Annotated in this window: 20 protein-coding genes, 2 pseudogenes and 2 other annotated features; of the genes and pseudogenes, 17 read left to right on the forward strand and 5 right to left on the reverse strand. The window is 32.9% G+C overall.

Features of this window, described 5'->3' with window-relative positions; translation table 11 throughout:
• The first annotated feature begins 244 nt into the window (after positions 1-244).
• The 9 genes and pseudogenes from F0362_RS11650 (at position 245) to F0362_RS11690 (ending at position 11089) form a co-directional block, all read left to right on the forward strand.
• Positions 245-465 (forward strand): annotated as a pseudogene (locus F0362_RS11650) (hypothetical protein).
• A gap of 212 nt (positions 466-677) precedes the next feature.
• A complete protein-coding gene (locus tag F0362_RS11655) occupies positions 678-1298 on the forward strand; it encodes a DUF4937 domain-containing protein (protein ID WP_000925134.1) in 621 nt (206 codons plus the stop codon).
• Positions 1299-1483: 185 nt separating this feature from the next.
• Entirely contained in the window at positions 1484-2191 is a 708-nt protein-coding gene (rluF, locus tag F0362_RS11660) for a 23S rRNA pseudouridine(2604) synthase RluF (RefSeq protein WP_001222161.1), read from the forward strand.
• A gap of 121 nt (positions 2192-2312) precedes the next feature.
• Positions 2313-2536 (forward strand) — a binding site (T-box leader).
• Between the two features lie 35 nt (positions 2537-2571).
• Positions 2572-2794, forward strand: a binding site (T-box leader).
• 44 nt (positions 2795-2838) lie between these two features.
• Positions 2839-4761 (forward strand): threonine--tRNA ligase, encoded by a 1923-nt coding sequence (gene thrS, locus F0362_RS11665; protein ID WP_000663080.1) that lies wholly within the window; start codon positions 2839-2841, stop codon positions 4759-4761.
• A 249-nt stretch (positions 4762-5010) separates the two neighbouring features.
• Complete coding sequence (locus F0362_RS11670) at positions 5011-5778, forward strand: ABC transporter ATP-binding protein (RefSeq protein WP_000106414.1); 768 nt, start codon at positions 5011-5013, stop codon at positions 5776-5778.
• A gap of 11 nt (positions 5779-5789) precedes the next feature.
• Positions 5790-7673, forward strand: coding sequence for an FtsX-like permease family protein (locus tag F0362_RS11675; RefSeq protein WP_000897866.1), 1884 nt, complete (start codon positions 5790-5792; stop codon positions 7671-7673).
• 289 nt (positions 7674-7962) lie between these two features.
• Positions 7963-8994 carry an alpha/beta hydrolase gene (locus F0362_RS11680; RefSeq protein ID WP_000721401.1) on the forward strand — a complete coding sequence of 344 codons (1032 nt, stop codon included), beginning with the start codon at positions 7963-7965 and terminating at the stop codon, positions 8992-8994.
• A 225-nt stretch (positions 8995-9219) separates the two neighbouring features.
• Positions 9220-10086 (forward strand): ABC transporter permease subunit, encoded by an 867-nt coding sequence (locus tag F0362_RS11685; protein ID WP_000470649.1) that lies wholly within the window; start codon positions 9220-9222, stop codon positions 10084-10086.
• 1 nt (position 10087) lies between these two features.
• Complete coding sequence (locus F0362_RS11690; protein WP_149889766.1) at positions 10088-11089, forward strand: ABC transporter permease; 1002 nt, start codon at positions 10088-10090, stop codon at positions 11087-11089.
• 45 nt (positions 11090-11134) lie between these two features.
• Here the strand turns inward: F0362_RS11690 and F0362_RS11695 are convergent, their stop codons facing one another.
• Both F0362_RS11695 and F0362_RS11700 read right to left on the reverse strand, forming a co-directional pair.
• Positions 11135-12835, reverse strand: a complete 1701-nt coding sequence (locus F0362_RS11695) for a pyruvate oxidase (RefSeq protein WP_000467253.1) — start codon at positions 12833-12835, stop codon at positions 11135-11137.
• An 81-nt stretch (positions 12836-12916) separates the two neighbouring features.
• Positions 12917-13654: a ZIP family metal transporter gene (locus F0362_RS11700; protein WP_000440622.1), complete on the reverse strand. Its 738-nt coding sequence runs from the start codon at positions 13652-13654 to the stop codon at positions 12917-12919.
• 155 nt (positions 13655-13809) lie between these two features.
• On the opposite strand from F0362_RS11700, the gene F0362_RS11705 reads away from it, so the two are divergent.
• Positions 13810-14676, forward strand: a complete 867-nt coding sequence (locus F0362_RS11705; RefSeq protein WP_001184102.1) for an MBL fold metallo-hydrolase — start codon at positions 13810-13812, stop codon at positions 14674-14676.
• A gap of 166 nt (positions 14677-14842) precedes the next feature.
• Here F0362_RS11705 and F0362_RS11710 read toward each other — a convergent pair whose 3' ends face one another.
• Together F0362_RS11710 and F0362_RS11715 are read right to left on the reverse strand one after the other, a co-directional pair.
• Positions 14843-15784, reverse strand: a complete 942-nt coding sequence (locus tag F0362_RS11710) for a nucleoside hydrolase (RefSeq protein WP_002093760.1) — start codon at positions 15782-15784, stop codon at positions 14843-14845.
• Positions 15785-15817: 33 nt separating this feature from the next.
• Entirely contained in the window at positions 15818-16420 is a 603-nt protein-coding gene (locus F0362_RS11715) for a DUF2441 domain-containing protein (RefSeq protein WP_001001042.1), read from the reverse strand.
• Between the two features lie 223 nt (positions 16421-16643).
• On the opposite strand from F0362_RS11715, the gene F0362_RS11720 reads away from it, so the two are divergent.
• From F0362_RS11720 to F0362_RS11735, 4 genes are all read left to right on the forward strand, one after another.
• Positions 16644-17126 carry a DUF2798 domain-containing protein gene (locus F0362_RS11720; RefSeq protein ID WP_001143399.1) on the forward strand — a complete coding sequence of 161 codons (483 nt, stop codon included), beginning with the start codon at positions 16644-16646 and terminating at the stop codon, positions 17124-17126.
• Between the two features lie 175 nt (positions 17127-17301).
• A complete protein-coding gene (locus F0362_RS11725; protein ID WP_000676419.1) occupies positions 17302-17727 on the forward strand; it encodes a DMT family transporter in 426 nt (141 codons plus the stop codon).
• 19 nt (positions 17728-17746) lie between these two features.
• Positions 17747-18442, forward strand: a complete 696-nt coding sequence (locus F0362_RS11730; RefSeq protein ID WP_000431587.1) for a Crp/Fnr family transcriptional regulator — start codon at positions 17747-17749, stop codon at positions 18440-18442.
• A 16-nt stretch (positions 18443-18458) separates the two neighbouring features.
• On the forward strand, positions 18459-18929 hold the full coding sequence (locus F0362_RS11735; protein ID WP_149889767.1) for a DMT family transporter: 471 nt from the start codon (positions 18459-18461) through the stop codon (positions 18927-18929).
• Between the two features lie 639 nt (positions 18930-19568).
• On the opposite strand, the pseudogene F0362_RS31395 reads toward F0362_RS11735, so the two are convergent.
• Positions 19569-19712: pseudogene (locus F0362_RS31395) on the reverse strand (hypothetical protein); the annotation flags it as partial.
• 511 nt (positions 19713-20223) lie between these two features.
• On the opposite strand from F0362_RS31395, the gene F0362_RS11740 reads away from it, so the two are divergent.
• The 3 genes from F0362_RS11740 (at position 20224) to hblD (ending at position 25562) form a co-directional block, all read left to right on the forward strand.
• The gene (locus tag F0362_RS11740; RefSeq protein WP_001097923.1) at positions 20224-21453 is read left to right on the forward strand and encodes a helix-turn-helix domain-containing protein; all 1230 of its coding nucleotides are present in this window, start codon (positions 20224-20226) and stop codon (positions 21451-21453) included.
• 1507 nt (positions 21454-22960) lie between these two features.
• On the forward strand, positions 22961-24280 hold the full coding sequence (gene hblC, locus F0362_RS11745; RefSeq protein WP_002105282.1) for a hemolytic enterotoxin HBL lytic component L2: 1320 nt from the start codon (positions 22961-22963) through the stop codon (positions 24278-24280).
• Positions 24281-24341: 61 nt separating this feature from the next.
• A complete protein-coding gene (gene hblD / locus F0362_RS11750; protein WP_000714444.1) occupies positions 24342-25562 on the forward strand; it encodes a hemolytic enterotoxin HBL lytic component L1 in 1221 nt (406 codons plus the stop codon).
• The last annotated feature ends 1 nt before the right edge of the window (position 25563 follow it).

Below are 25563 nucleotides of genomic sequence, written 5' to 3' on the forward strand. Positions count from 1 at the left end.
ATCTTTTTTATACGTAACTAATTAAAATTAGTAAAAAGATGAAAGGAATATGTAAGAAAGGGGAATCTTAGTGAAAGTGAATAAAAGAAAACTAGTTTTAAATATTGTAACGGCTATGTTATTAATTGGTGTATCTCGCATTAACGGGCAGTAAGACCCCCACTTCAAAATGCAGCGAAAGCAAAGAAGTTAGGTGGGGGATGAAGAATCCCAAAATGAGTAAAGTTTCACTTTATTTGCACTCATTTATGTAGACAAAGAATCTAAAATTGAAAAATTTCCAGTACCAATGTCAGCAATCCATATTAATGATGATAATGAAGAGGTTTATACATATATAAGTGTAATGCTTATTATAAAGGCAAGTGGATGGGAGCCAGCCTAGTTAGTTTTAAAAAAGTGGAACGAAAGGTAAATGTAAAACATTATCCGAGAGAAATTACGTATTATTTATTTGAGCAATAGATATACAAGGGAGAAAAGATTTCGATGTAATTCCTATAGAGCTACATTTTTTATATTCCGAATTATTTGAAATGAAAACAGATAGATGGTTTGATAGATATAGTGCAAAAAAATGATTATTTGTACAAAAGTAGAAGTTTTTAGTTACCATAGTTTTGTTATGTAAACTAATTGTTGTAAGAGAGAGATTGTATAATAAGGGGGAAGTAGAAATGTTACTAAAAACAATATTTTGCAAAGTGGGAGAAGAGAAAAGGGAGATGTTTTCGGCTGCTCAAGAAAAATGGCGTGATTTACAACATTTAGATGGTTTTCATGGGCAATTTGGTGGATGGAATGAAGATGAGGCATGTGTATATACTTTATGGGAAGATAGAAGTGCATATCAATCATTTATGAACGGTGCTCACGATACAATTTATTTAAATAGTAATCAAAAAGATACGTTTCTTTCATGTGAAATTGAACTATTTCAAACGTTGTATGATATAAATGATAAGCCTTTGCAAAACGTTGTTACAGAAGGATCATTCGTAAGAGTTGCCATATGTGATGTAAAGGGAGAAAAAGAAAATCATTTTTTACATAAGCAAGAAACAATTTGGAATAAAGGAATGGAGAATGCAAAAGGGATGTTAGGTGGAGTAGTTGCGAAGTCTTTAAAAAATGAAACTCGTTACATAGTATTAACTTATTGGGAAGATGAAATGGCGCATCAATATTATGTGGAAGAGGGTTTTCCCATGTTGTATAAACTGGCTAACATTCATGAAGATATAGAAGAGATAAGAAGTAAACAAGCTGTATGTAAGGAAGAATGGCTTGTATATTAAGTGCAGAAAAAGTGTATAAATGAATGTATAATAAAGATAATTTCTTGTAAACAAGAAATTAATAGAAGACGTCATATACCCTTTCATGTTAATATATTTAAGTTAAAATAGGAGGCTTACCCTTTTGTATTGTACGGTAGAAGCAGTGTGAGCTTGAAATTTTTTATGAAAAGGATGTGCCTAACTTGCGTATCAATAAATTTATTAGTGAAGCTGGAAAAGCGTCTCGACGCGGAGCAGATAAATTAATTAATGAGAGAAGAGTAATTATTAACGGTAAGGTTGCAAAAATTGGTGACCAAGTAAATCCAGGTGATGATGTACGAGTGAATGGAGAGCAACTTCGTATTGCTCGAGACCATGTGTATATCGCTTTAAATAAACCAGTAGGTATTACATGTACAAGTGAAAAAGCAGTAAAAGGTAATATTATTGATTTAGTGAATCACCCTTTACGTATTAGTCATATTGGACGTCTCGATAAAGACTCAGACGGTTTAATTTTGTTAACGAATGATGGCGATATCGTTAATGAGATTTTACGTGCTGAAAACAAGCATGAGAAAGAATATATCGTTTCAGTGGATAAGCCAATTACACCTGATTTCTTAGAGAAAATGGCAGCGGGAGTTAAAATTTTAGGTACAAAAACACTTCCTTGTGAGGTTACACAGTTATCAAAATATGAGTTCCAAATTATTTTAACACAAGGGCTGAATCGTCAAATTCGCCGTATGTGTGAAGCTTTAGGTTATCAAGTGTATACGTTAAAACGTACGAGAATTATGAATATAGAATTGAATAATTTACCAGTTGGGCAGTGGAGAGATTTATCGAAGAAAGAGAAAAGACGTCTATTTTCAGATTTAAATTACGAACCACAAGATTGGTAAAATTGTGAAGTGAAACCAAAAAAATTTGGTTTCACTTTTTTAAATTAAATAAATAATTTTTTTAAACACTTGCAAAAATAAAATGAATAAGATATATTAAATAACAATAAATGGATGTTTTATAAAAGCAAAGAAAAGGACACGAGTTATTTTACCCGGTTATACAGAGAAGGAAGGAAAGCTGAGAACTTCCTAACGCAGAAAAATAACTTACCACCTTAGAGCTGCACTGGGGAAATGAAGTATCTAGTGCCGTGTATGCGACGTTATCGCAAAAGAAGCCATTATGTTTTTTGTGATGGGAATCTGGGTGGAACCACGGATATAAGTATATTCGTCCCTATTTTAGGGATGAATATGCTTTTTTGCATTCAATTTCATAATAAGCGAAGAAAAGGACACGAGTTATTTTACCCGGTTATACAGAGAAGGAAGGAAAGCTGAGAACTTCCTAACGCAGAAAAATAACTTACCACCTTAGAGCTGCACTGGGGAAATGAAGTATCTAGTGCCGTGTAAACGACGTTACCGTAAAAGAAGCCATTGTAGGTTTACAATGGGAATCTGGGTGGAACCACGGGTAAAAGCACGCTCGTCCCTATTTTAGGGATGAGTGTGCTTTTTATTATGAAATGGAGAGATGAAAAATGAAAGAACAGATGATTGAAATTAAATTTCCAGATGGTAGTGTTAAAGAATTTGTAAAAGGAATTACTTTAGAAGAAATTGCTGGATCAATTAGTAGTAGCTTGAAAAGGAAAGCAGTCGCGGGGAAAGTAAATGATCAGTTATATGATTTACGCCGAAATATTGAAGAAAATGCGGAAGTAGAAATCATTACTATAGATTCAAATGATGGAGTAGAAATTGCAAGACACTCTGCGGCACATATTTTAGCGCAAGCTGTAAAAAGATTATATGGTGATATAAATCTTGGGGTAGGGCCTGTTATTGAAAATGGATTTTATTATGATATGGATCTTCCAAGTAGTGTAAACGTAGAAGATTTACCAAAAATCGAGAAAGAAATGAGAAATATTATAAAAGAAAATATAAGTATAGAACGAGTTGAGGTTTCTCGAGAAGAAGCAGCAAAACTGTTTCAAGAAATGAACGATCGCTTGAAATTAGAACTTTTAGAAGCAATTCCTAGTGGGGAAAGTGTAACACTATATAAACAAGGTGAATTTGTAGATTTATGTAGGGGGCCACATGTACCATCTACAAGTTATTTGAAAGCATTTCAATTAACTCACGTTTCCGGTGCATATTGGCGAGGTGATAGTAATAACCAAGTGCTTCAGCGTATATATGGTGTTGCATTCTCTTCTCAAAAAGAGTTAGAAGAGTATTTACATTTTGTTGAAGAAGCAGCAAAAAGAAACCACCGTAAGTTAGGTAATGAACTTGAGTTATTTATGTTTTCTGAAGAGGCTCCGGGAATGCCATTTTATTTACCGAAAGGCCAAATTATTCGGAATGAATTAGAAGCATTTTTAAGAGAAATTCAAAAAGAATACAATTATCAAGAAGTACGCACTCCGTTTATGATGAACCAAGAAGTATGGGAGAGATCAGGGCACTGGGGCCATTATAAAGATAATATGTATTTCTCAGAAGTAGACAACAAAAGTTTTGCATTAAAGCCAATGAACTGTCCAGGACACATGCTTATGTTCAAAAATAAATTGCATTCTTATCGTGAATTACCAATTCGCATGTGTGAGTTCGGTCAAGTGCATCGCCATGAATTTAGCGGAGCGTTAAACGGATTATTAAGAGTACGTACTTTCTGCCAAGATGATGCTCATTTATTTGTAACACCAGAACAAATTGAGGATGAAATTAAATCCGTAATGGGGCAAATTGATTACGTATATAAAACTTTTGGATTCGAATATGAAGTGGAGCTGTCTACTCGTCCAGAAGATTCAATGGGTGACGATAAATTGTGGGAGCAAGCAGAAGCCGCATTAGAAAATGTATTACAGTCATTGAATTATAAATATAGACTAAATGAAGGTGACGGCGCATTTTATGGACCGAAGATTGATTTCCATATTAAAGATGCCTTAAATAGAAGTCACCAGTGCGGAACAATTCAGCTTGATTTCCAAATGCCAGAGAAATTCGATTTAAATTATATAGATGTGAAGAATGAAAAGAAAAGACCAGTTGTTATTCACCGAGCAGTTTTAGGTTCGTTAGACCGCTTTTTAGCAATATTAATTGAACACTTTGGAGGCGCGTTCCCGGCATGGGTAGCACCAGTTCAAGTGAAAGTAATTCCAGTTTCAAATGCAGTTCATGTACAATATGCAAATGAGGTTGCAGATAAATTAGCACAAGCTGGAGTTCGTATTGAACGAGATGTGCGAGACGAAAAGTTAGGATATAAAATAAGAGAAGCACAAATGCAAAAAATTCCTTATGTTCTTGTTATTGGGGATAGGGAAATGGAAAACGGATTTGTAAATGTACGTAAATATGGGGAAGAAAAGTCAGAAGTTGTTGCGCTAGATGTATTTGCGGCAAGTATGGAAGAGGAAATAAAGAATAGAAAATATTGATTAAAAAGAAAACACACCATTAGAATTTGGTGTGTTTTCTTGTTTACCTTACAAAAATGTAAGGTAAATGTAAGAGAAATCGAATGAACGAGTTTTAGAAAAGTGAGAATATGAAGGAGGAAAAAGGTTCATGTTACTTGTGCATCTCTTTCTGTTTGAAAAGCTAAAAAATAGTAAGATTTTACATGAGTGAAAAATAAGGATTATATGAAAAAAATAATACTATACAAAAGGGATGGAGTGAAAGAAATGTCAACAAATGTAGTTACTGTAGAAAGTGTAGAAAAAACGTATGGGAAAAGAAATGAGAATCAGTCAAAAGCATTAAGAGGCGTATCATTACATATTAAGGAAGGGGAATTCGTCGGGATCATGGGTCCTTCTGGATCTGGAAAAACGACTTTACTTAATGTGATTAGTACACTGGATCAAGCGACAGGTGGTAGTGTGACGATAGCTGGTACAAATATTACTTCTATGAAGGGGAATGCATTATCAGATTTTCGTTCTCAAAAATTAGGATTCATTTTTCAAGATTTTAACTTACTAGAAAACTTATCAATTTATGAAAATATTGCTTTGCCTCTTTCTTTGCAAGGTGTACCGTCAAGTGAGATTACAGGAAAAGTAAATGAGGTTGCGAAGAAATTAGGAATTACTGAAATTTTAACAAAATATCCGACTGCTGTTTCTGGTGGGCAAAAACAAAGAACAGCGGCAGCACGAGCTTTAGTACATAATCCGGCAATCGTATTAGCAGATGAACCAACAGGAGCACTTGATAGTAAAAATGCAAAAAGTTTATTAGAAGCAATGCAAGATTTACATGAAAATCACAATGTAAGTATTTTGATGGTTACACATGATGCGTTTAGTGCAAGTTACTGTGAGCGTATTTTATTCATTCAAGATGGTCTTCTTTATAAAGAATTAAATCGTCAAGGCACTCGAGAGAATTTCTATCAAGACATTTTAGGTGTGCTCGCTCATATGGGCTCAGCTGCTGAGTCTAAGTAGGGGGCGAAACAATGTTATTTAAATTATCACGTCATAGTATGAAAAAGATGTTAAAAGATTATATGGTTTTACTGATTGGTCTCGTTATTAGTATTAGTATTTTCTATATGTTCCAAACGATGGCGATGAACAGTGAATTTACAAAAGATAATAGTCTCATTAGTAGTATTAGACTCGTCTTCTGGGTAGGTGCAATATTACTTTCTTTCATAACTGTATTTTATATTATATATGCCAATTCTTTTTTACTTACATTAAGAAGAAAAGAACTTGGTATGTATATGATGCTTGGAGCGAAAAAGAAAAAAGTAGCACAGTTATTATTTATTGAAACATTCGGTATGGGTATTGTCAGTATTATTATCGGTATTTTAGTAGGAATGTTACTTGCAAGTGTAGCAGGAAATTTTTTAATGAATGGCATGGAAATTTCAGCAAAAGGTAGTTACGCATCTGTATACACACCAGCTATTTTAGTTACATCTATTTTCTTCTTAATACTATTTTTCATTACGGGTATAATGAATAGCATTCGATTGTTACGTAAAACAGAACTAGAGTTAATTCGTGAAGATGAAACACTAGATGAAGTAAAGAAAAGTAAAACTCGCATTATTATAATGACAGTACTGGGTGTATTACTAGTAAGTACAGGGTATTATTTTATGGTAAATATAAGAACGTATGCTGAACTTGGTTTTATAATAGCGACGATTGTTACAACACTTGGAACGTACTTTATTTTTAGTTCATTGCTCCCATTTTTTGTGATGAAAATTAAGGGAAATAAAAAACGAAATGAAATGGGCTTAAATAGTTTTACATATGCACAGTTACGCTTTCGAGTAAATAGTTTATCGAGAGTATTAGGAACTGTAGCGATGTTAATTGCATTAGGTGCAGGGGCAATGACAGCAGGTATGGCATTTCAAAAAAATGTAGGCATTATGACAGATTTCTCACGTGTATATGATGTCGTAATTCATGATCCAAATGATCAAGATACAGCAGCATTAAAGGAAATGGAAATAGTTGAAGAAAGCAAGTATAAGTATAAAGTAGATGGAGAAGCGGTGTATTACTTACGTGACGATTTAACTGCGAAACCGCCACTTATTTCCGACCGCTTTAATATGGAAACTTTAAAAGAGCCTGCGCGTAAACGGGTGGCTGAACCTTTAACTGAACCTGTATATTCTGCTTTGGAAGCTCCCGAAGCAGTGAATAAACTTCCTCGTATGCCAAAAGATTGGGAAGATGCGGTTGTAAGAGAAATACAAATTACACATAATCAATTTAACGGAAAGCCTGTAAGAATTGCTGATGAAGAGCATTATAAAGGAATTCAAGGAACAGAACATACTGTAACATTAGCAAAAGTAGATGATATGAAAAAATATAAACCATTATTGATCGAAATAGACAAGAGACAAAAAGAACAAATTGAAAAAACAACAGGTGCAAAAGTAGACTTATTTACGAAAATGACAATTTATCAGTTTATGAACAGTTTCATGAGTGGGACAATGTTTATGGGGTTTTTCCTCGGAATTGCCTTTCTAGCAATGATGGCAAGTTCGCTTATGTTCAAAATATTAACGGGTGCTTCTCGTGATGTACGACGTTATGAAATGTTACGAAAAATAGGTGTTAGACGTAGTATGCTGACAAAAAGTATTTATAAAGAAATTTCATATTTATTTATCTTCCCAGCAATCATTGGAATTTCCCACGTTTTAGTAGGGCTTAACTTATTCAGTTTTATTTTAGTTGACCCGTTTGTAAAAGTGTGGGTGCCAATAGGGATTTTCTTAGTCATTTATTTCATCTATTACTGGATAACTGTTCAACTTTATAAAGGGATGGTAATGCCGAAAGAAGAAGTAGCGAAATAGTTTATGAAAAAAGTCCTTGTTTTGAAAACAAGGGCTTTTTTCTATGTTTGTGATACATAAATACGGTATGCAAGACGTTATTAAGTCTTCATAATAATAAAATATTGAAAATTAAGAAAATATTAAGAGTTTATATAGCGGAAAGTTAAGATGTGTATGGGACATTAGTAATGTACAAAAACATTGAGATGAAATTGGAAAGTGTACTGGTTTAGTACTTTTATTTTCTTGAGGTAGTTTTGCAGAAATAAATTGATATTTTATAAATTTAACAGAAAGGAAGCGTATTATGAAAAAGATAAAAAAATCAATAAAACTTATTGGAGTCATTACTATACTATTACTAACCATAGCACTAATATTTCCTACATGGACTTCGCAAATAAAGAGTAATAACAGTATAAGTACATTAGAACAAGTAGAGATAAATGGAAGTGGTCATGAGATTATGATACGTGGCAAAGATAAGAGGAATCCAGTAATTATCTTTGTTCATGGTGGACCAGGTTCTTCGGAAATACCATATGCTCAAAAATATCAATACTTATTGGAAGAGAAATTCACAGTTGTTAATTATGATCAAAGGGCAAGCGGGAAATCGTATCATTTTTTTGAAGACTATTCGAAATTATCATCAGACCTACTTGTAGAAGATTTATTAGCTATGACAGATTATGTTTCAAAACGTCTCGGTAAAGAAAAAGTAATATTGATTGGGCATTCTTACGGTACATATATTGGAATGCAAGCTGCCTATAAAGCTCCTGAAAAATATGAAGCGTATGTTGGTATAGGGCAGATGAGTGACACAGTAGAAAGTGAGATGGATAGTTTAAAATACGTTATTGAACAGGCGCAAAATGGGGGAAATGCGGAGGAGGTTTCATATTTAAAAGAGTTAACCGAAAAAATTAAAAACGGCGATACATACACTCCGAGAGATTATGTTACAAAATATGGTGGAACATCAAGACTCATTGAAAATCCAGATGGTGATAACATTCAGATGTTACTTAGTAATGAATATAACTTGTTAGACGTAATTCGTTATAACGTTGGATTATCACATTCCCAAACGGTCTTATTAGAAAAAGATTTAAAGAATCCATTACCTACTAAAGTAACTAAGCTAAAGCTACCATTTTATCTTCTTATGGGTAAATATGACTATAATACTTCATTTCATGCAGCTAAAAAATATTTTGATTTGATTGAAGCGGATCAAAAGGAATTTATAGCTTTTGAAAACTCAGCACATTACCCTCAATTTGAAGAAAAGGAAAAGTTTTATGAGTGGATGTGTGATACATTCGTAAAATAGAATTAAATACAAAAAGCACTTAGTTTAAAAATAAGTGCTTTTTTATAGTATGGAATTGATTAGGAAGGAAAATATTGGATAATGATCGAAAGATATAATACAACTTCCAAAAAATGACGGGAATTGCTATGTTTTTTAGAAAGAGGAGTTAATTTGTTAAAAGGTATAGGTACTATACATGGATTTTATTTCTGAATATTCATTTAAATAGGAAGGATAATAGTTATGTTCATTCGAATTGGTAAGTGGTGTGGAGTTACATGTTTACAATTATTTGCGGCACTTATTTGTATCCTTTTTTTAGGGGCACTTCCGCGTTTATTTAAAGGACTGCAAATTGATTTAATCGGTTTTTGGGACACAGTTCTGTTTCTCGGGGAGAAGTTACTAAAACCGGGTGAAATTACGTATGGATTTCGGAACTCAAGAAAGTTATTTCCACAAATATGGATTCATTATGTAGAGACAATGTTTGTATTTATTTCGGCATTTATACTTTCTTTACTCATTGCGTATGTTATCGTTGTGTGGGTATTGCAGCGCTCTCAATCAAAGCAACGTATATGGAATGGAGTTTTCGTCGCACTTGAAAGTATCCCGGACATTTTATTAATTTTATTATCTCAACTTCTAGTAGTAATTATCTTTCAAAAAACAGGATTTATGCCAGTGAAACATGCGGGATTTGGTGAGGATAGAGCTCGTATGTTACCAATAATATGTCTTGCTATACCTACAACGTTATTATTTATGAAGCTACTATTATTACGTTTTAGAGAAGAATTAGAGAAAGATTATAGCATATTTGCAAAGAGTAAAGGACTGAGTTTAAGACATGTTTTGACGCACCATATTTCAAGAAATGTCTTGTTAACAACAGTCTATTATGCAAAAACAAATATTTTATTTATGTTATCAAATTTATATATTATTGAATGGCTATTTAATACGTACGGCATGTTTGTTTTTTTAAAAGAAAATTCCAAATTAGAAATATTTACAGTGAGTTTAGTTATATTATACGTACCGCTTTTTATACTATTTCGTTTATTACATACGCTTTTAAAAAATGTTATAAAGGAGCGTGTGTAACATGTGGCAAGTTGTAAAAAGAGATGTGAGATTTTGGCTAGGTGTTACTTTTTTGAGTGTATTAATGATTGTTAGTATTGGAAATACGGTGTTTTTTGACGGAAATATTCGTGAATTAACAATGATGTATAACGAAAAAGGAGGATTAGAGGCTGCTCCGTTTTCACCATCGAGTAAATTTTGGTTTGGAAGCGATGAGAAAGGACGCGACCTTTTTCAGTTAATAATAGAAGGAGCGAAATGGACAGTTGGTGCTAGTATCGTTATCGCAATTTTACGTGTAGTAATTGGCGGAACGATTGGTTTATTGCTTGGTATGTACAGTAAACGCTCATTTTCAGTTATCTCATCTTTTTTTGATCCGTTTAGTATTGTACCGATGATTATGATTTCCTATTTTATGTTAAATGAAGTTTTAATGTTTGAAAGTGGAGAGGAGGCTGCTCCGTTTCACTTACGGGTTACGTTTCAAATTATAGTTCTTGCGTGCCTTGCTGTACCAACTGTTATGTTGTATACGGCGCAAGAAGTAAAGCGTATTAAGAATGAAGAATTTATGTTGGCTGCTACTGTGCTCGGAGGGAGTAAGTGGCAGCGGTTGAAACGCCATGTATGGCCACATATGTTACCATCATTTCTTTTATTAGTAGCCCAGCAATTTGTAAGCACCCTATTACTTCTCTTACATCTTGGTTTGTTAGAACTGTTTTTCGGCGGAACAATAATCTTTGGTATAGAGGCGGATAGTGTAACAAAAGAATGGACAGGATTAATTGGTCAAAACTTCCGTCATTTAACTACTCATACTTGGATCGTGGTCATACCAATTCTTTTTTATAGTATGACAATCTTATCTGGAAATTTGATTAGTAATAGTATGCAAGATGCAATTAAATTAGGAAATGTGAGAAGGCCAAAGGGGGAAAAGAAAAAAGGGAAAGTAGAGAAACAAATACAACCAACTATGAATGATTTTTCATTCTATAGAGAGGTACAAAAATAAAAAAAGATAGCTGAAGACAAATCGTTTTCAGCTATCTTTTTTCGTTTAAAGTGGAGGTAAATCAATTTTACCTTCTTCAAATAATTCTTTTATCATATGTTTCGTATAACCAGCTGCTTGACCAAATGTGATTTTTGCTGGCATTGGTGCTTCGTTTACATCTACAACTACATCAATAATACACGGCCTGTTTTGTTTTACTGCACTTTCGAAAGCAGGTAGTAGTTCATCTAATTTCTCAATACGGTAGCCAATACCGCCGCACGCCTCTGCATATTTTGCGAAATCTGGATTCGTTAAATCGGTGCCGAATTCGATATTACCCATAACTTCTTGTTCGAATTTAATCATGGCAATTTTATTATTGTTCAATACGACGACAACGATTGGTAGTTTATATTTTACAGCTGTTACAAAATCGTTCATAGTCATTCCAAATCCGCCGTCACCACAAACTGCAAATACTTGTTTATTCGGGAACGCAATTTTTCCAGCAAGTGCACCAGGTAAACCGCAGCCAAGTGTTGCGAGCCAGCTTGAAATGATAAATTGCTGGTTCGTCATACGGAAGTGCCTTGCTGTCCAGACCGTTACATTTCCGACATCAACTGAAAGAATGGCGTCATCTTCTGCTACTTGCTGCAATGCATGCATAACGCGTTGTGGTTTAATTGGAGTAGAGGAATCTTCTTCCTGACCGTGTAATTTTTCTTCCCACTTTTTCATCATTTCTTGATGATCCTCTAAGAAGGAATGGTCCTCGTGTTTTTCTACATTTTCAATTAACCATTTTAATGTTTTATCAGCATCACCGGCTAAGCCGATATCTGTCACATAACGCTTCCCGATTTGGGCAGGATCTGTATCGATATGAATTGTTTTTGCCTTTTCAGGTAAGAAACCAGTGAACGGATAAGAAGTACCCACCATAATTAAAGTATCCGCGTGTTTCATTGCTTCATAAGATGGTTTCGTTCCAATTAATCCTAATCCACCGATGCAAAGTGGGTGTTCATCAGGAACAATTCCTTTAGCTGGCAATGTAAGTACGATTGGAGCGCCGATATGTTCTGCGAATGCAAGTAAAGATTCTCTTGCATGTTTTGCGCCTTTACCTGCTAAAATAACAGGTTTTGTCGCTTCATTTATTGCGAGTTTCGCTGCATCTAAATCTTCTTTTTGCGGAAATAGCTCAGGCAATGTAAAAGAAGTGTTTGTAACACGAGCCCCATTTTTTACTTCGAATTTCGGAACGTCATCCGGAATAGTGAGAACAGATACACCTTTTTTCGTATAGGCCATACGAATCGCTTGATTCACTACAGCAGGTAGTTGCTCCGCTGACATAATGCGCTGGTTATACACTGCAACATCATCAAACAATCTTTCTAAGTTTACTTCTTGGAAAAAATCCGTTCCGAGTAAATCGGTTTCTACCTGTCCTGAAATTGCTAGCACAGGAGCCTTATCGAGTTTCGCATCATATAAACCGTTTAATAAATGAATAGCTCCAGGTCCTGCGATTGCCATACAAACACCGAGTTTCCCTGTTAATTTCGCATAAGCGGCCGCTGCTAATGCGCCAGCTTCTTCGTGGCGAACTTGAATGAATTTAATTTTATCTTGTTTTTTTCTTAAAGCTTCAATTATAGAATTAATAGAATCTCCAGGCATACCGTATATATGTTCTACTCCCCATTCAATTAATAAATCAACTAATGCTTCACCAGCTGTTTTCCCAAACATAATTGTTCCTCCTCATAATAGGTAGATAACATTATGTTTTGAAGAAAAAGGAAAAATATACAAATAATAAATTTTTTAGCTTTAATGATGAACAGCGAATAAAGTAAACACTGTTATTAGTAAAAAACCACTAGTTGCCCACATGAGAAATATAAGGAAAGAGAGCTGTTTCTTAGCTTTCCAAAGCATTTCATGAATTGTGACATAACCAAGTGAACCGATAGCGCTTCCCATAATGAGACCTTGTAAATGAAGAGCTTTTCCTTCCATTAAAATGCCAAACACCGTACCGGTACCGAGAATAAGAGAAAGTAATAAAGTTGTTAATAGAAATGAAATATATTTATGTTTTGTAAAAAGAAAGGGGATAATTAAAGCTAATCCTTCTGGAATATGGTGAACGACGATTGCTATTAAAAAGGGGATGGCTGAGTCAGCATGATTAATAAAAGCTGTGCCTAACGCAAATCCACTCGGTATATTATGAATAAATATAGCGAAAGAGAGAAACAGGAATGTTTGCCATGCTTGTTGATCCTTTTTATGTATCATTGGATGGTGACAATAGTTATCTAATAAGCTCATAACTAAAATACCGATAGCTATACCAAGTATAGGACCAATCATTTCATAGCTTGAAAATGTTTCAGGAATAATTTCAAGGGATAAAAGGCCAAGCAAAATACCACCACATAATGCATATAAACGATGCATTTTTTCTTCAATTAGTTGACGTGTTGCAACTCCAACAGCACCTCCTAATAGTAATCCACCGAACGAAAAAAATGTTACAATCATTGGAATCCATAAACGCTCCATAATATCACACTCCGATTGTAGTCCCTTATTTTTAACTTACGAAAAGTTAAGTTGGATTAGTCCAAGTAATTGTGTTTGAGTATAGAGAAAAAACTAGCAATTCGTTATAATTTATATATTAAATTTAAGTGGGAATATGAAAAGGGGAATTGATTATGCAGCAAATTAAAAAAATAGGAAACTCATTTTGGTATATGACACCTGTTTCTGAAACAGATAGACCTATATTAGGAATGGTCGTTGGAAAAGAAAAAACTTTAATGATTGATGCAGGGAATTCAGAAGAACATGCACAATTGTTTTTAGAAATGCTAAAAGAACAGAATGTATCGAGTCCTGATTTCGTAGCACTAACGCATTGGCACTGGGATCATATTTTTGGATTACCTGTACTACAAGAGGCATTGTCTATTGCACATTCTGAAACGAAAAAAGAGATGAGTACACTTGTTTCTTATGAATGGACAGATGAAGCGTTGGACACACGTGTAAAAGAGGGTACTGAAATTGAATTTTGTGCGGAGTGTATCAAAAAAGAGTTTAATGAAAAAGCGAGAAATATTAAAATTATTCCTCCAACTTTAACATTCCAGAATCAACTTGAATTAGATCTTGGTGAAGTGACATGTGTGCTAAAGCATGTGGGCGGAGATCATTCACATGACTCTGTTGTTATGTATATAAAAGAAGAAAAGATATTGTTTTTAGGAGACTGTATATATGCAGATATTTTTTCTTCGAAGTGGAACTATACGACGAAACGAACGGTTACATTAATAGATGAATTAGAAAAATTTGATGCTGAGACATATATTCTTTCTCATGGGACAGCTATAAATCGGGAGGAGTTTTTAAAAGAAATACAATTGCTAAAAACAGTAGGAACATACACAGAAGCTCATAAAGGCGATGAAGAGAAGATAAAGGCAGCGTATAAACAAGAGCTAGATAGAGAATTAAATGAAGATGAGTTAGAAACAATAACGTATTTTGTAAATGGTTATGAAATGGTTAGCCAGTAAAACGCAACTCTAATCAAATAGCCTTAAACTGTACAAAAAGAGTATTGAAGTTTACTTCAATACTCTTTTTAATAAGTAAATATTAAGCCGCAACCAATTTGAGTTTTTTTGCAGGCTTATCATCTGAAGTTATACGACTTTATTTATTTTTCGTATAGATAGAATTTCAAGTGGAAGCTTTCTTTGCTAAGTCAGTTATATAGTTGAAAAAAACATTGTGGTTTACATTATAAACGACATTTACAGGTCGCCCATCATCAGTTTCCACTGTACGCCCTTGGCTAGGTCCGTATGTATGAACAATACTTTTAATCGTTTGTACCTTTGCAAGGTCAGCTTTCCCAACAAACGCAGCGGTTAATACATCCCACAAATAGTAAGTAGAGTTCGTTGAAAAGTGAACGAGAGGAGGAACCATCGCATAGCATTGACCAAGGAAATCAACACCAATATATTTACGCTCTTTTGCCCACTGTTCACGTATGTCTATTGTTAACGGAACTTGATTTGTACTTTCTAGTGTTACTAAGTCGATTTCAATCTTCGCCTCCCATACACGATCTACTGCTTCAGGGTCCCAAAACGAATTCCACTCAGCCGTTCCATCGTGTTCCGGCTCATGTACATTGCCTGCGGTCCGAAATGTACCGCCCATCCAAACGAGACGTTCAATTTTATCTTCGATTATAGGAGCCTCATATAATGCACGGGCTAGGTCAGTTAGCGGCCCTGTAAATAATAAAGTTGTTTTTCCTTCCGTTTGTAGAAGAGTTTCTATTAAATGATGATGCGCAGGTTTGGCTGCTGCAGGTGTTGCAACTTTTCCATACTCATTTAAAATGGGTAAAGCATCTACATAAAATGCATGCATTCGCCAGTCTTTCGGAAATGGATTTTTTCCACGAGAGTTTGACGCTGCTACTTCGATATTACCTTTGCCGAAGCGATCAATAATTTTACGACTTGCAGACATTGCGGGTTCTAAATAACAATCTGCAGGGATAACTGAAACACCTGTAAGTTCGACATTACCCATCTGGAGTAATAAAAATAGTGAAATTAGATCATCTACACCACCATCATGATTGAAGTACACCTTTTTCATCATTGTAATCTCCATTCTCTAATATTTAGCCAAGAATTAAATTTTAATTTTGGAAAAATCATCGATAATTTCCACCACCTGAATTTTCCCATTAATCAGTAGTTCAGGTAATTCGCTTTTGCTATTTCCTTTCCAATAGTCTCTAGCCTGTTCAATTTTTCTGGAGAAAGAAATACCATCTTCTTTTGGTAAAAGATTTCCGTCGCTTTCAAAAGAATTTCCACTCACTAGTAGCTTAACAATCTGTAAAACATCTCGGTTGTAAGAATCAAATAACGCTTTCCATTTCAAAGCATCTTCATAGCTTTTAGAAGCATATAAGCAAGATAACCTTGAAGGGTATTCAGGATATTCTTGAAGCCTAACCATTTCGACAATCGTTTCCCTAACGGCTCTAATTGTTTGATCCGTATATTTCATAACTACTTGAGCGTTTTCATTATTTATATGTAGTTCGTTATTTATATAATTGCTTTTTAAAATTTGAATAGAATCTTCGCCAGTAGCATTTAAGTGTTCTCTTTCAAAAAAGAAGTGATATAAAGTGTTAGTTTGATTATTATCAAAATGAATGATTTGTCCGATATTCATTTTTTTCTTTGTAACGATGTGATATGCGTAAAATTCTGCTTCATTCATAGTTATCCTCCTAGTAGTAATATATTTCAATGTTAAATTTAGTAATTCAACATTGAAATATATAAAACCTTTATAAGCATACAGTTATAGAATGGGAAGATTAGAGTGAAGAGTGAAAGAAATACACGTAAACGCTTTCGAAATGTTCACAAAATGTTCACTTACGAAGGAGTTTCCAATATCGATATAATGGCAAAGACTCAAAGAGAAGGGATGATGAAAGTTGCCAACAACAAGAAAGGAAAACCTCCAATTCGGTATGATGATGTGCCTAGGGATGGTTATCGTAATGACGTTTTACAATTTATTATTGAACGGAGCAGGAGGGCCAATTCATATTAAGGAGATCGCATTAGAACTACTAATTGGATTTATGATTGCGTTATTAATTGAGATATGTATCGTTGGACCTTGTGCGAAAAAAATTGTATTCGCGATACCGTTTAATAAATCGAAGAAAATAAATATTATAGTAGCGATGGCTACAGCTATGGTAATCGGAATGGTTTTCTTTATGTCATTTTACGGAATGGCTATGATGTATTTACATGGTGGACTACAAGGGGAATCATTTGTTTCAAGTTATTTTTCAATTTTTATTAAAAATTTCATTATGGCTTATCCATTACAATTAATTATTATGGGGCCGCTTGTGCGTTTCTTATTTGCGAAGTTTGTTATGAAGAAGACTGTTAATGTAGCGTAGTTATAATATGTAAAAAATTATATATTAATAAAAATATAAAAACACATCTCAAATTTTTGAGATGTGTTTTTTGTTCATTTCTAATTATTTTCATAGTGATGTGACATTTGTCCTTTTGCCTTTTAGGGTCATAGCTTTTAATTAAGTTAGAAATAAAAAATTAGGAGATGATTTTTTGAAAGGCATTGTATTTGCTGTTTTTGCTGGTGTATGTATAACACTTCAAGGAACCTTTAATGCGAAACTTAGTTCACATATCGGCATATGGTCAACGAGTATTATAACGCATTTAATTGGGTTCCTTATTGCAATAACTATATTTTTGTTAAAGAAAGAAGAGAAAGTAACGGATTTAAAGGGTGTGAAAAAAACATATTTAGTAGCCGGTGCATTTGGTGGATTCATTATTTGTGCAGAAACTATGGCGATATATTCAATGGGGGTTACATTGACAGCTGGCACACTTATGGTTGCTCAATTGTTAACAGCAACTTTCATTGAAATAAAAGGACTGTTCCATATAAAAAAGATACAGATGGAGAGATATCATATTGTGGGAACAATAGTAATGATTATAGGGATTGTAATATTTAATATGTGAATAGAAGGAGGAAATGAGAATGGAGAATAGATCAGATTTAATTATTCATTATTTGAAAACTAATAAAATATTTGAGATTTTTTCAGAAATAGATACAGCTTATTTTCAAATAAATCATTTTGAAAAAGGCAAGTTTATTTGCAATATAGATGACGAAATGGATCGTTTATATTTTGTAGTGAAAGGTAAAGTAAAAGTTTATACGATTACACCAGAAGGAAAGAAACTAATTCTTCGCTTTATCAATCCATTGGCGGTTGTTGGTGATCTTGAATTGATACAAAAAAGCAAGACTCATAATGTCGTTGAAGCTTGTTCAGATGTTGTAGCTATCTCCATTTCTAATACGGTTATTAGAAACAAGTTATTACATGATCCTATATTTATGAACTTCTTGCTTGAAAACATTGCGAACACGTTAAAAATATCGACCCGTTTTACAGCTCTAAATTTACTTTATCCAGTAGAAGTGCGTGTAGCTAGTTATTTACTATCAATTTCAACAGATAGTAACGGAAATATGTATAAAGAGGATTTAGATGCAACTTCCATATCAAGTATTGCTGATTTTATAGGAGTAAGTTATAGGCACGTAATTCGGGTGTTACAAAAATTAAATAAAGAAAAATTAATTGAAAAGAAAAATGGAGTTATCGTAATTAAAGATTTTTCTAGAATGAAGGAAGTTGCTAAAGATAATATATATGAGCAATGAAAGGGAGAGGAATATTTTGATTGGATTTAGTTTAGCTATATTTGCTGGAGTATTAATTAGCTTACAATCTATTTTTAACACAAAGGTCAATGAATGTGTAGGACAGTGGTTAACAACTGCATGTGTTCTTGGAATAGGTCTCATAAGTTCTGGTCTATTTTATATCATAACAGAGAAAAGTATTAGCATTAATTTTTACACTACAAATTATTTGTTTTATATAAGCGGATTGTTTGGCATTGGATTAATTATTTGTATAATGGGTGCAATAAAGAGTTTAGGTCCAGCGTATACGGTGTTAATTAGTCTTATTACACAATTAGTTGTTGCATTATGTATTGATACATTCGGATTGTTTGGAATGGAGAGCGTTCCAATACAAATAAATAAATTAGTTGGAATAGGTGTATTAATTGTAGGGGGAGGAATTTTTAAAAATCTATTTTCGAATAAGAAAGCTATTCATATAAACAAGGATAGGGTCTAAAGAATTTAAAGGAAAAAGGTGTTAATGATTAGAATAATTACACTTAGCTCGAATGGCTGAGGAACAATTAACTGGGCAATATAGATTAGACTAAGTTAAAGAAATGAAAAAAGAAACTATATATAAAACGGGTTCTTTTTTACATAAATTTCAAGAATTTTGATGGTGAACTAGAAAAATGGCTTCTCAAATTCTTTTAAAACGATCCTTTAAAGTGGAGTTAATACCATAGGTATCATTAGGGGAAAAACCTCATATGAGTAGTCAGAGGGTGTTTAAATAGCATTTTGTTTTTATTTATAGTATTTAATAAACTATAATATAACTTCATTTAAAGGTATTTTGATTCTTAATTAAAAATAAAGTGGAAAATTAAGAATATGTTGATGTGGTGCGGTATGAAAGCTAGGTAGCATAAAGATTAATAATACAAAGATGAACAACATATAAATAAAGTTTATTCATATGTTCTATCTCCCCTGCAATTCCTAGTATTTTTGAAATCTATATATTTCTTCCTCATTTGTGGAAAATAAAACTAATGTTGGGACCAGTAATATTGTGGGGATTAGATAAAAATAGTTGTCCCTATATCGCCAGAATTTTAAATATTCCATTCGTTTTTTATGTTTTCTTTTTTTATTTTTGTACTGATGATAAGATTCTTTTCTCAATTAGATCTTTAAATAACGTAGATCTATTTGGTGCTTGAATTTCTTCCAACGTGTACTTTCCGAAGCATAGTGGTTCATAAATAGTCTTATCATTGTCCTCTGTCGTTAATTTCCCGACTTTTTGTTATCTTTGTCTAAAATTTGAAACACAGTAGGTTTTCAGTTTTACATTTAAATGAGCATTATCTATTTTTGGAATTCAATTTGTACAAGTAATTGAATTGAAATTTTGATTGTTGGTTTTTGTGGTGGCACAGTATCTCTTGTTACTTTCGCTGTATTTTGAATCTTTTTTCCAGCTTGGTCCTCGCATGGAGTACCACTGTATTTTGTATGTTCTTCACTGTTTTCTCAAGTGTAATGATTAGATCTTGTAGAATTAAGAAATGACCTTCATTCATTTCATTTTCTTATCTACTCTGATATTTAGATGCTAATTACAATTAAATAATATATGATTTTCATAAAAAAGATATAGTAATATTTTGTCGTGAATTGTACTAATTTGATATTTTATAGTATTATTTGTCGTGAATTATACCTAGCAGAATATATATTATGAAACTATAAAAGGAACAATGAGGAAATTTATCAAATAATTTACTTAAAAGGAGAATGTAATGAATACTTCTATCGATATACAACACTTGTGTGATCTTGCACATAAAGCATTTAATGCCCCTGTACATATTTTATCTACAGACAAAAAAATTTTATATCATTCTACATCTGATGATGTTTATAGTCCTTTTTATTCTTCAAAAGAAGAACATCTTAGTGATATTTATCAAGAAAACGATCCCTTTAACTTACCACTTTTCAGATGTAACAGCTATCTTGAAAATTTTGTTCTAATACATATAGAAAATCATGATCACATTAAAGGGACTATTATTATCGGTCCCACTATACATCCAAAAGGTTCAGATGATATGACCATAAAACTTCAAAAAGAATTTAAATCAAATGATAAAATTCAAGAAAGACTAGCCTATTATCAGTGTTTATCTGAGATTGAAAAAACTACATTAATTGATATGGGAATTTTATTACATTACATGATTTTCAATGAAAAGTTAGATGTGGGTATTGTTTTAGAAAAAAATAAAGTACTAGAGGAAGTTCCTAATAAAATTGTGAAACCTGATTTATATATTTTAAAACGCCGACAAAACAAACCTAAAACTCACAACATGGCATTAGTAAATGATTTCTTTTTGACTATCAAAGAAGGAAATAAAAAAAGGTTAATACAGTATATGTATGCAGTTTCACAAGAGGATGTTGAACTGATGTTAATAGAGGATCCGCTCAGGAACCAAAAAAACCTTGGAATTATTGCGATTACCTTAGCTACTCGATATGCGATAGAAGGGAACCTGCCACCAGATATTGCTTTTGCTCATAGTATTTTATATATACAAACTCTGGAACAATTAGATAACGTAGAATCTGCAAAGCGATTGTCAGGAGACGCTTTACGTACCTTTGCAGATCGTGTGAAAGAATTCAATGCACAAAAGTATTCATACGCGGTTACTACATGTATGAAACATATTAATAAAAATGTTTACGATGGAATAACTCTCAATGAACTTGCTAATCATTTGGAAATTACCCCTACTTATCTGTCTAAACTATTTAAAAAAGAAATGGGAATTACTTTAAGCGAATATATTCAAAGGGAACGAGTGGAAGAAGCAAAAAAATTATTAACTCTAACTACTTATTCGCTATCAGATATCTGTGCTTGGCTTAACTTTAATGACCAAAGTTATTTTACGAGGGTTTTCAAAAAAATTACTAGCATGACCCCTAGACAGTACCGTGAAAAATATACAATAATATAGGCTTGTTATCTGGTCTCAATGTAAAAACTTAAAAATAGGTGTAAGTAATCTCTAAAACTTGAAAATACTGAGCTTATTACTCTAGAAAAAGTGTGTGATTTGTTTAGATAAGGAACTTGTATTCAAATAGACGTATGATCAACCTGATATTATCTTGTTAGCGGAACAGTTTCAATTTTCAGGAGTTGGCAAAAATAATGGAGAAACGAAGCTTATCTATTTTTTAAATAATAATTAGGCGCTGGATTTATCAGTATAGTTCTGAATTAGACAAACGAGTCTGACGTCAGCTCAAACAAATAGCTTTTGAAGAGTCCATGAAACATATATCCAAGCAAAAGCACAATGGAAATGTTTATACCATATTGTTAACTTGAAACACTATTTTTCTAAAGAAAACAAAAAAACAGAAGGCTGCAAAGGATTTTTAAGAAAGCTTTGCAGCTATTTTATATTTTAAAATCTATGGTTATAACGATGGATAAGTTTATAGATTAATATCTCCATTTTAAATATTTATTAATGTTGATATTAGGGTATATTTCGTAAAAATTAATAATGTAACATATATCACATGATATATCTATGTTTTATGCAATTATACATAACTAAATAAAGGTAAAAAAGTATAAAAAAACCTATTAAATTATTCTATAAGTATTTTTTCTAAAATATAATTTCTTGGTTAAGCTAAAATAGTTATTTTGTAACCTTATATATATTAATTTGTAATCATTACAATTACAGAGGTGAAATTTTTAATTAATTATATTTGTATAATATTTTTGGCTCGTATTTTTACTTAACAGTTAAATTATTGAGTACAATCGACAAAATTTTGCTATTTACGCATTAAAAATTTAATGTTTTAATGAACAACATAACTGGTATGACCAGAGAGAAAGGAGAAGATGACGCTAATAGGAGTATAGCGAAGTTGTAAGTAACATTATGTCGAAAATAATTTTCTTAATAATCAGTTAATTAACGAGAGACCTAGAATCTCAAAATGATCAAGTTTGTAATAAAAGTGTTCTAAGTTTTTGCATAACAAAAGTGAATTTATTCCGCAATAAAAGTATAAGCAATGTACAGTATAAGTTCATCTTTTGTAGTCTTGTAAGGCTCTTGCTGACAAAACTAAGAGACATATTATGTAATTGATATTAAACAAGGTCAAAACAGGATTAACTGTCAGCATTGGTTTATCTATCCTCGCGGTTCTGTAAGTTAAACCGCAACTCTATGGGAGAATTAATATTTTACTACCCATTGGGTGTCTAATTCAAATATAGCTGATGAATTTTTATTGTTTATTTTGAAAAATAGAGTATCTAAATGAGAGATGAGTAAAATTCTTACATCCTATTAGAAGTAAAAAATAAGGATAACACCCTATCTGAAAGACTTCTCTTTCCTCATCCGTGTACAAAGAGAGAGCCTAGTGCTAGGTCGTACAAGTTATATGAATCAATTTATAGAAAAAAATGGTAAAGGAGTGTACGGAATGAAGAATAAAATAATGACAGGATTTTTAATAACATCCATTGTAACTGGAGCGACTATTCCTATCAATACTCTCGCAACACCAATCGTTCAAGCAGAAACTCAACAGGAAAACATGGATATTTCTTCATCATTACGAAAATTAGGTGCGCAATCTAAATTAATCCAAACGTATATTGATCAATCTTTAATGAGTCCTAATGTACAGCTAGAGGAAGTCCCAGCTTTAAATACAAATCAATTCCTAATCAAACAAGATATGAAGGAATGGTCATCGGAACTCTATCCACAGTTAATTCTATTAAATTCAAAAAGCAAAGGATTTGTAACAAAATTTAATAGCTATTATCCGACATTAAAATCGTATGTAGACAATAAAGAAGATAGAGAAGGTTTTGTGGATAGACTTGAAGTACTTCAAGAAATGGCTATGACGAATCAAGAAAATGCGCAACGACAAATTAATGAGTTAACTGATCTTAAATTACAGCTTGATAAAAAATTAAAAGATTTCGATACTAATGTGGCAACTGCGCAAGGCATATTAGGTACAGATGGAACAGGAAAAATAGATCAGTTAAAAAATGAAATATTAAATACCAAAAAAGCAATTCAAAATGATTTACAACAAATTGCATTAATACCAGGAGCTTTAAATGAGCAGGGATTTGCTATATTCAAAGAAATTTATAGTCTTTCAAAAGAAATTATTGAACCGGCTGCTCAAGCGGGGATGGCAGCGTATAACAAAGGAAAAGAAATTAACAACTCTATTCTAGAAGCGGAGAAAAAAGCAGCGCAAGAAGCGACAGAACAAGGTAAAACTGCTCTAGAGATTGAATCGGCCAAAAAGGCAGCTCGTGAAGCAATTGAGAAAAGCAAACAAGGTGAAATAGCTGCAGCTGCAGCTGCAAAAACGCAAGAATATGACCTGATGAAAGCCATTGATACTGAAAAGATTAAGAAAACATTTGGTGTCTTCGCAGAAGTAAATAAACTAACAGCAGAGCAGCGATCATATTTAGATGACTTAGAGAAACAAAACCAAAAAATATATGATTTAACAACGAAACTATCAATAGCAGATTTGCAAAAATCAATGCTTCTTCTTTCACAAAATGATTTGCATACATTTGCAAATCAAGTAGATGTAGAACTTGACCTACTAAAGCGCTATAAAGAAGATTTGGATCAAATAAAAAATAATATTACAAAATTATCTACTAATGTTGATGCAACTAACGAGCAGTCTCAAAAAGATACATTAAGACAATTAAAAAATGTAATAAGTTACCTTGAAGAACAGGTATATAAATTTTGATATTACGTTTTTGGAAAAACTATGAAAATTCTAGGAATCTAGCGAAAAAAGGAGAAAAGTGATGAAAAAATTCCCATTCAAAGTGCTAACTTTAGCCACTCTGGCAACGGTTATAACTGCTACTACTGGTAACACTATTCATGCATTTGCACAAGAAACGACCGCTCAAGAACAAAAAGTAGGCAATTATGTTTTAGGTCCTGAGGGACTGAAGAAAGCATTGGCTGAAACAGGGTCTCATATTCTTGTAATGGATTTGTACGCAAAAACAATGATTAAGCAACCGAATGTAAATTTATCTAATATCGATTTAGGATCAGAAGGAGGAGAGTTGCTCAAAAATATTCACCTTAATCAAGAACTGTCACGAATCAATGCGAATTATTGGTTAGATACAGCGAAGCCACAGATTCAAAAAACAGCTCGTAATATTGTAAATTACGATGAACAATTTCAAAATTATTACGACACATTAGTAGATACTGTACAAAAGAAAGATAAGGCAGGTCTAAAAGAGGGCATAAATGATTTAATTACAACAATTAATACAAATTCAAAAGAGGTAACAGATGTAATTAAGATGCTACAAGACTTCAAAGGGAAACTATATCAAAATTCTACAGATTTTAAAAATAATGTTGGTGGTCCAGATGGGAAAGGTGGATTAACTGCAATATTAGCAGGTCAACAAGCAACGATTCCACAACTTCAAGCTGAAATTGAGCAACTTCGTTCTACTCAGAAAAAACATTTTGATGATGTATTAGCATGGTCAATTGGTGGTGGATTGGGAGCAGCTATTTTAGTTATTGCAGCTATTGGAGGAGCAGTTGTAATTGTTGTAACTGGTGGTACAGCAACACCGGCTGTTGTTGGTGGACTTTCAGCTCTTGGAGCAGCTGGTATCGGTCTAGGAACTGCGGCTGGTGTCACGGCATCTAAGCATATGGACTCCTATAACGAAATTTCTAACAAAATCGGGGAATTAAGTATGAAAGCAGATCGTGCTAATCAAGCAGTTCTTTCGCTTACTAACGCGAAAGAAACATTGGCATATCTATACCAGACTGTAGATCAAGCGATATTGTCTCTAACAAATATTCAAAAGCAATGGAATACAATGGGCGCAAATTATACAGATTTACTGGATAATATCGATTCTATGCAAGACCACAAATTCTCTTTAATACCGGATGATTTAAAAGCTGCTAAAGAAAGTTGGAATGATATTCATAAAGATGCAGAATTCATTTCAAAAGACATCGCTTTTAAACAGGAATAGA

Origin of the sequence: Bacillus sp. BS98 (assembly GCF_008432245.1) — a bacterium.
GTDB classification, from domain to species: Bacteria; Bacillota; Bacilli; order Bacillales; family Bacillaceae_G; genus Bacillus_A; species Bacillus_A toyonensis.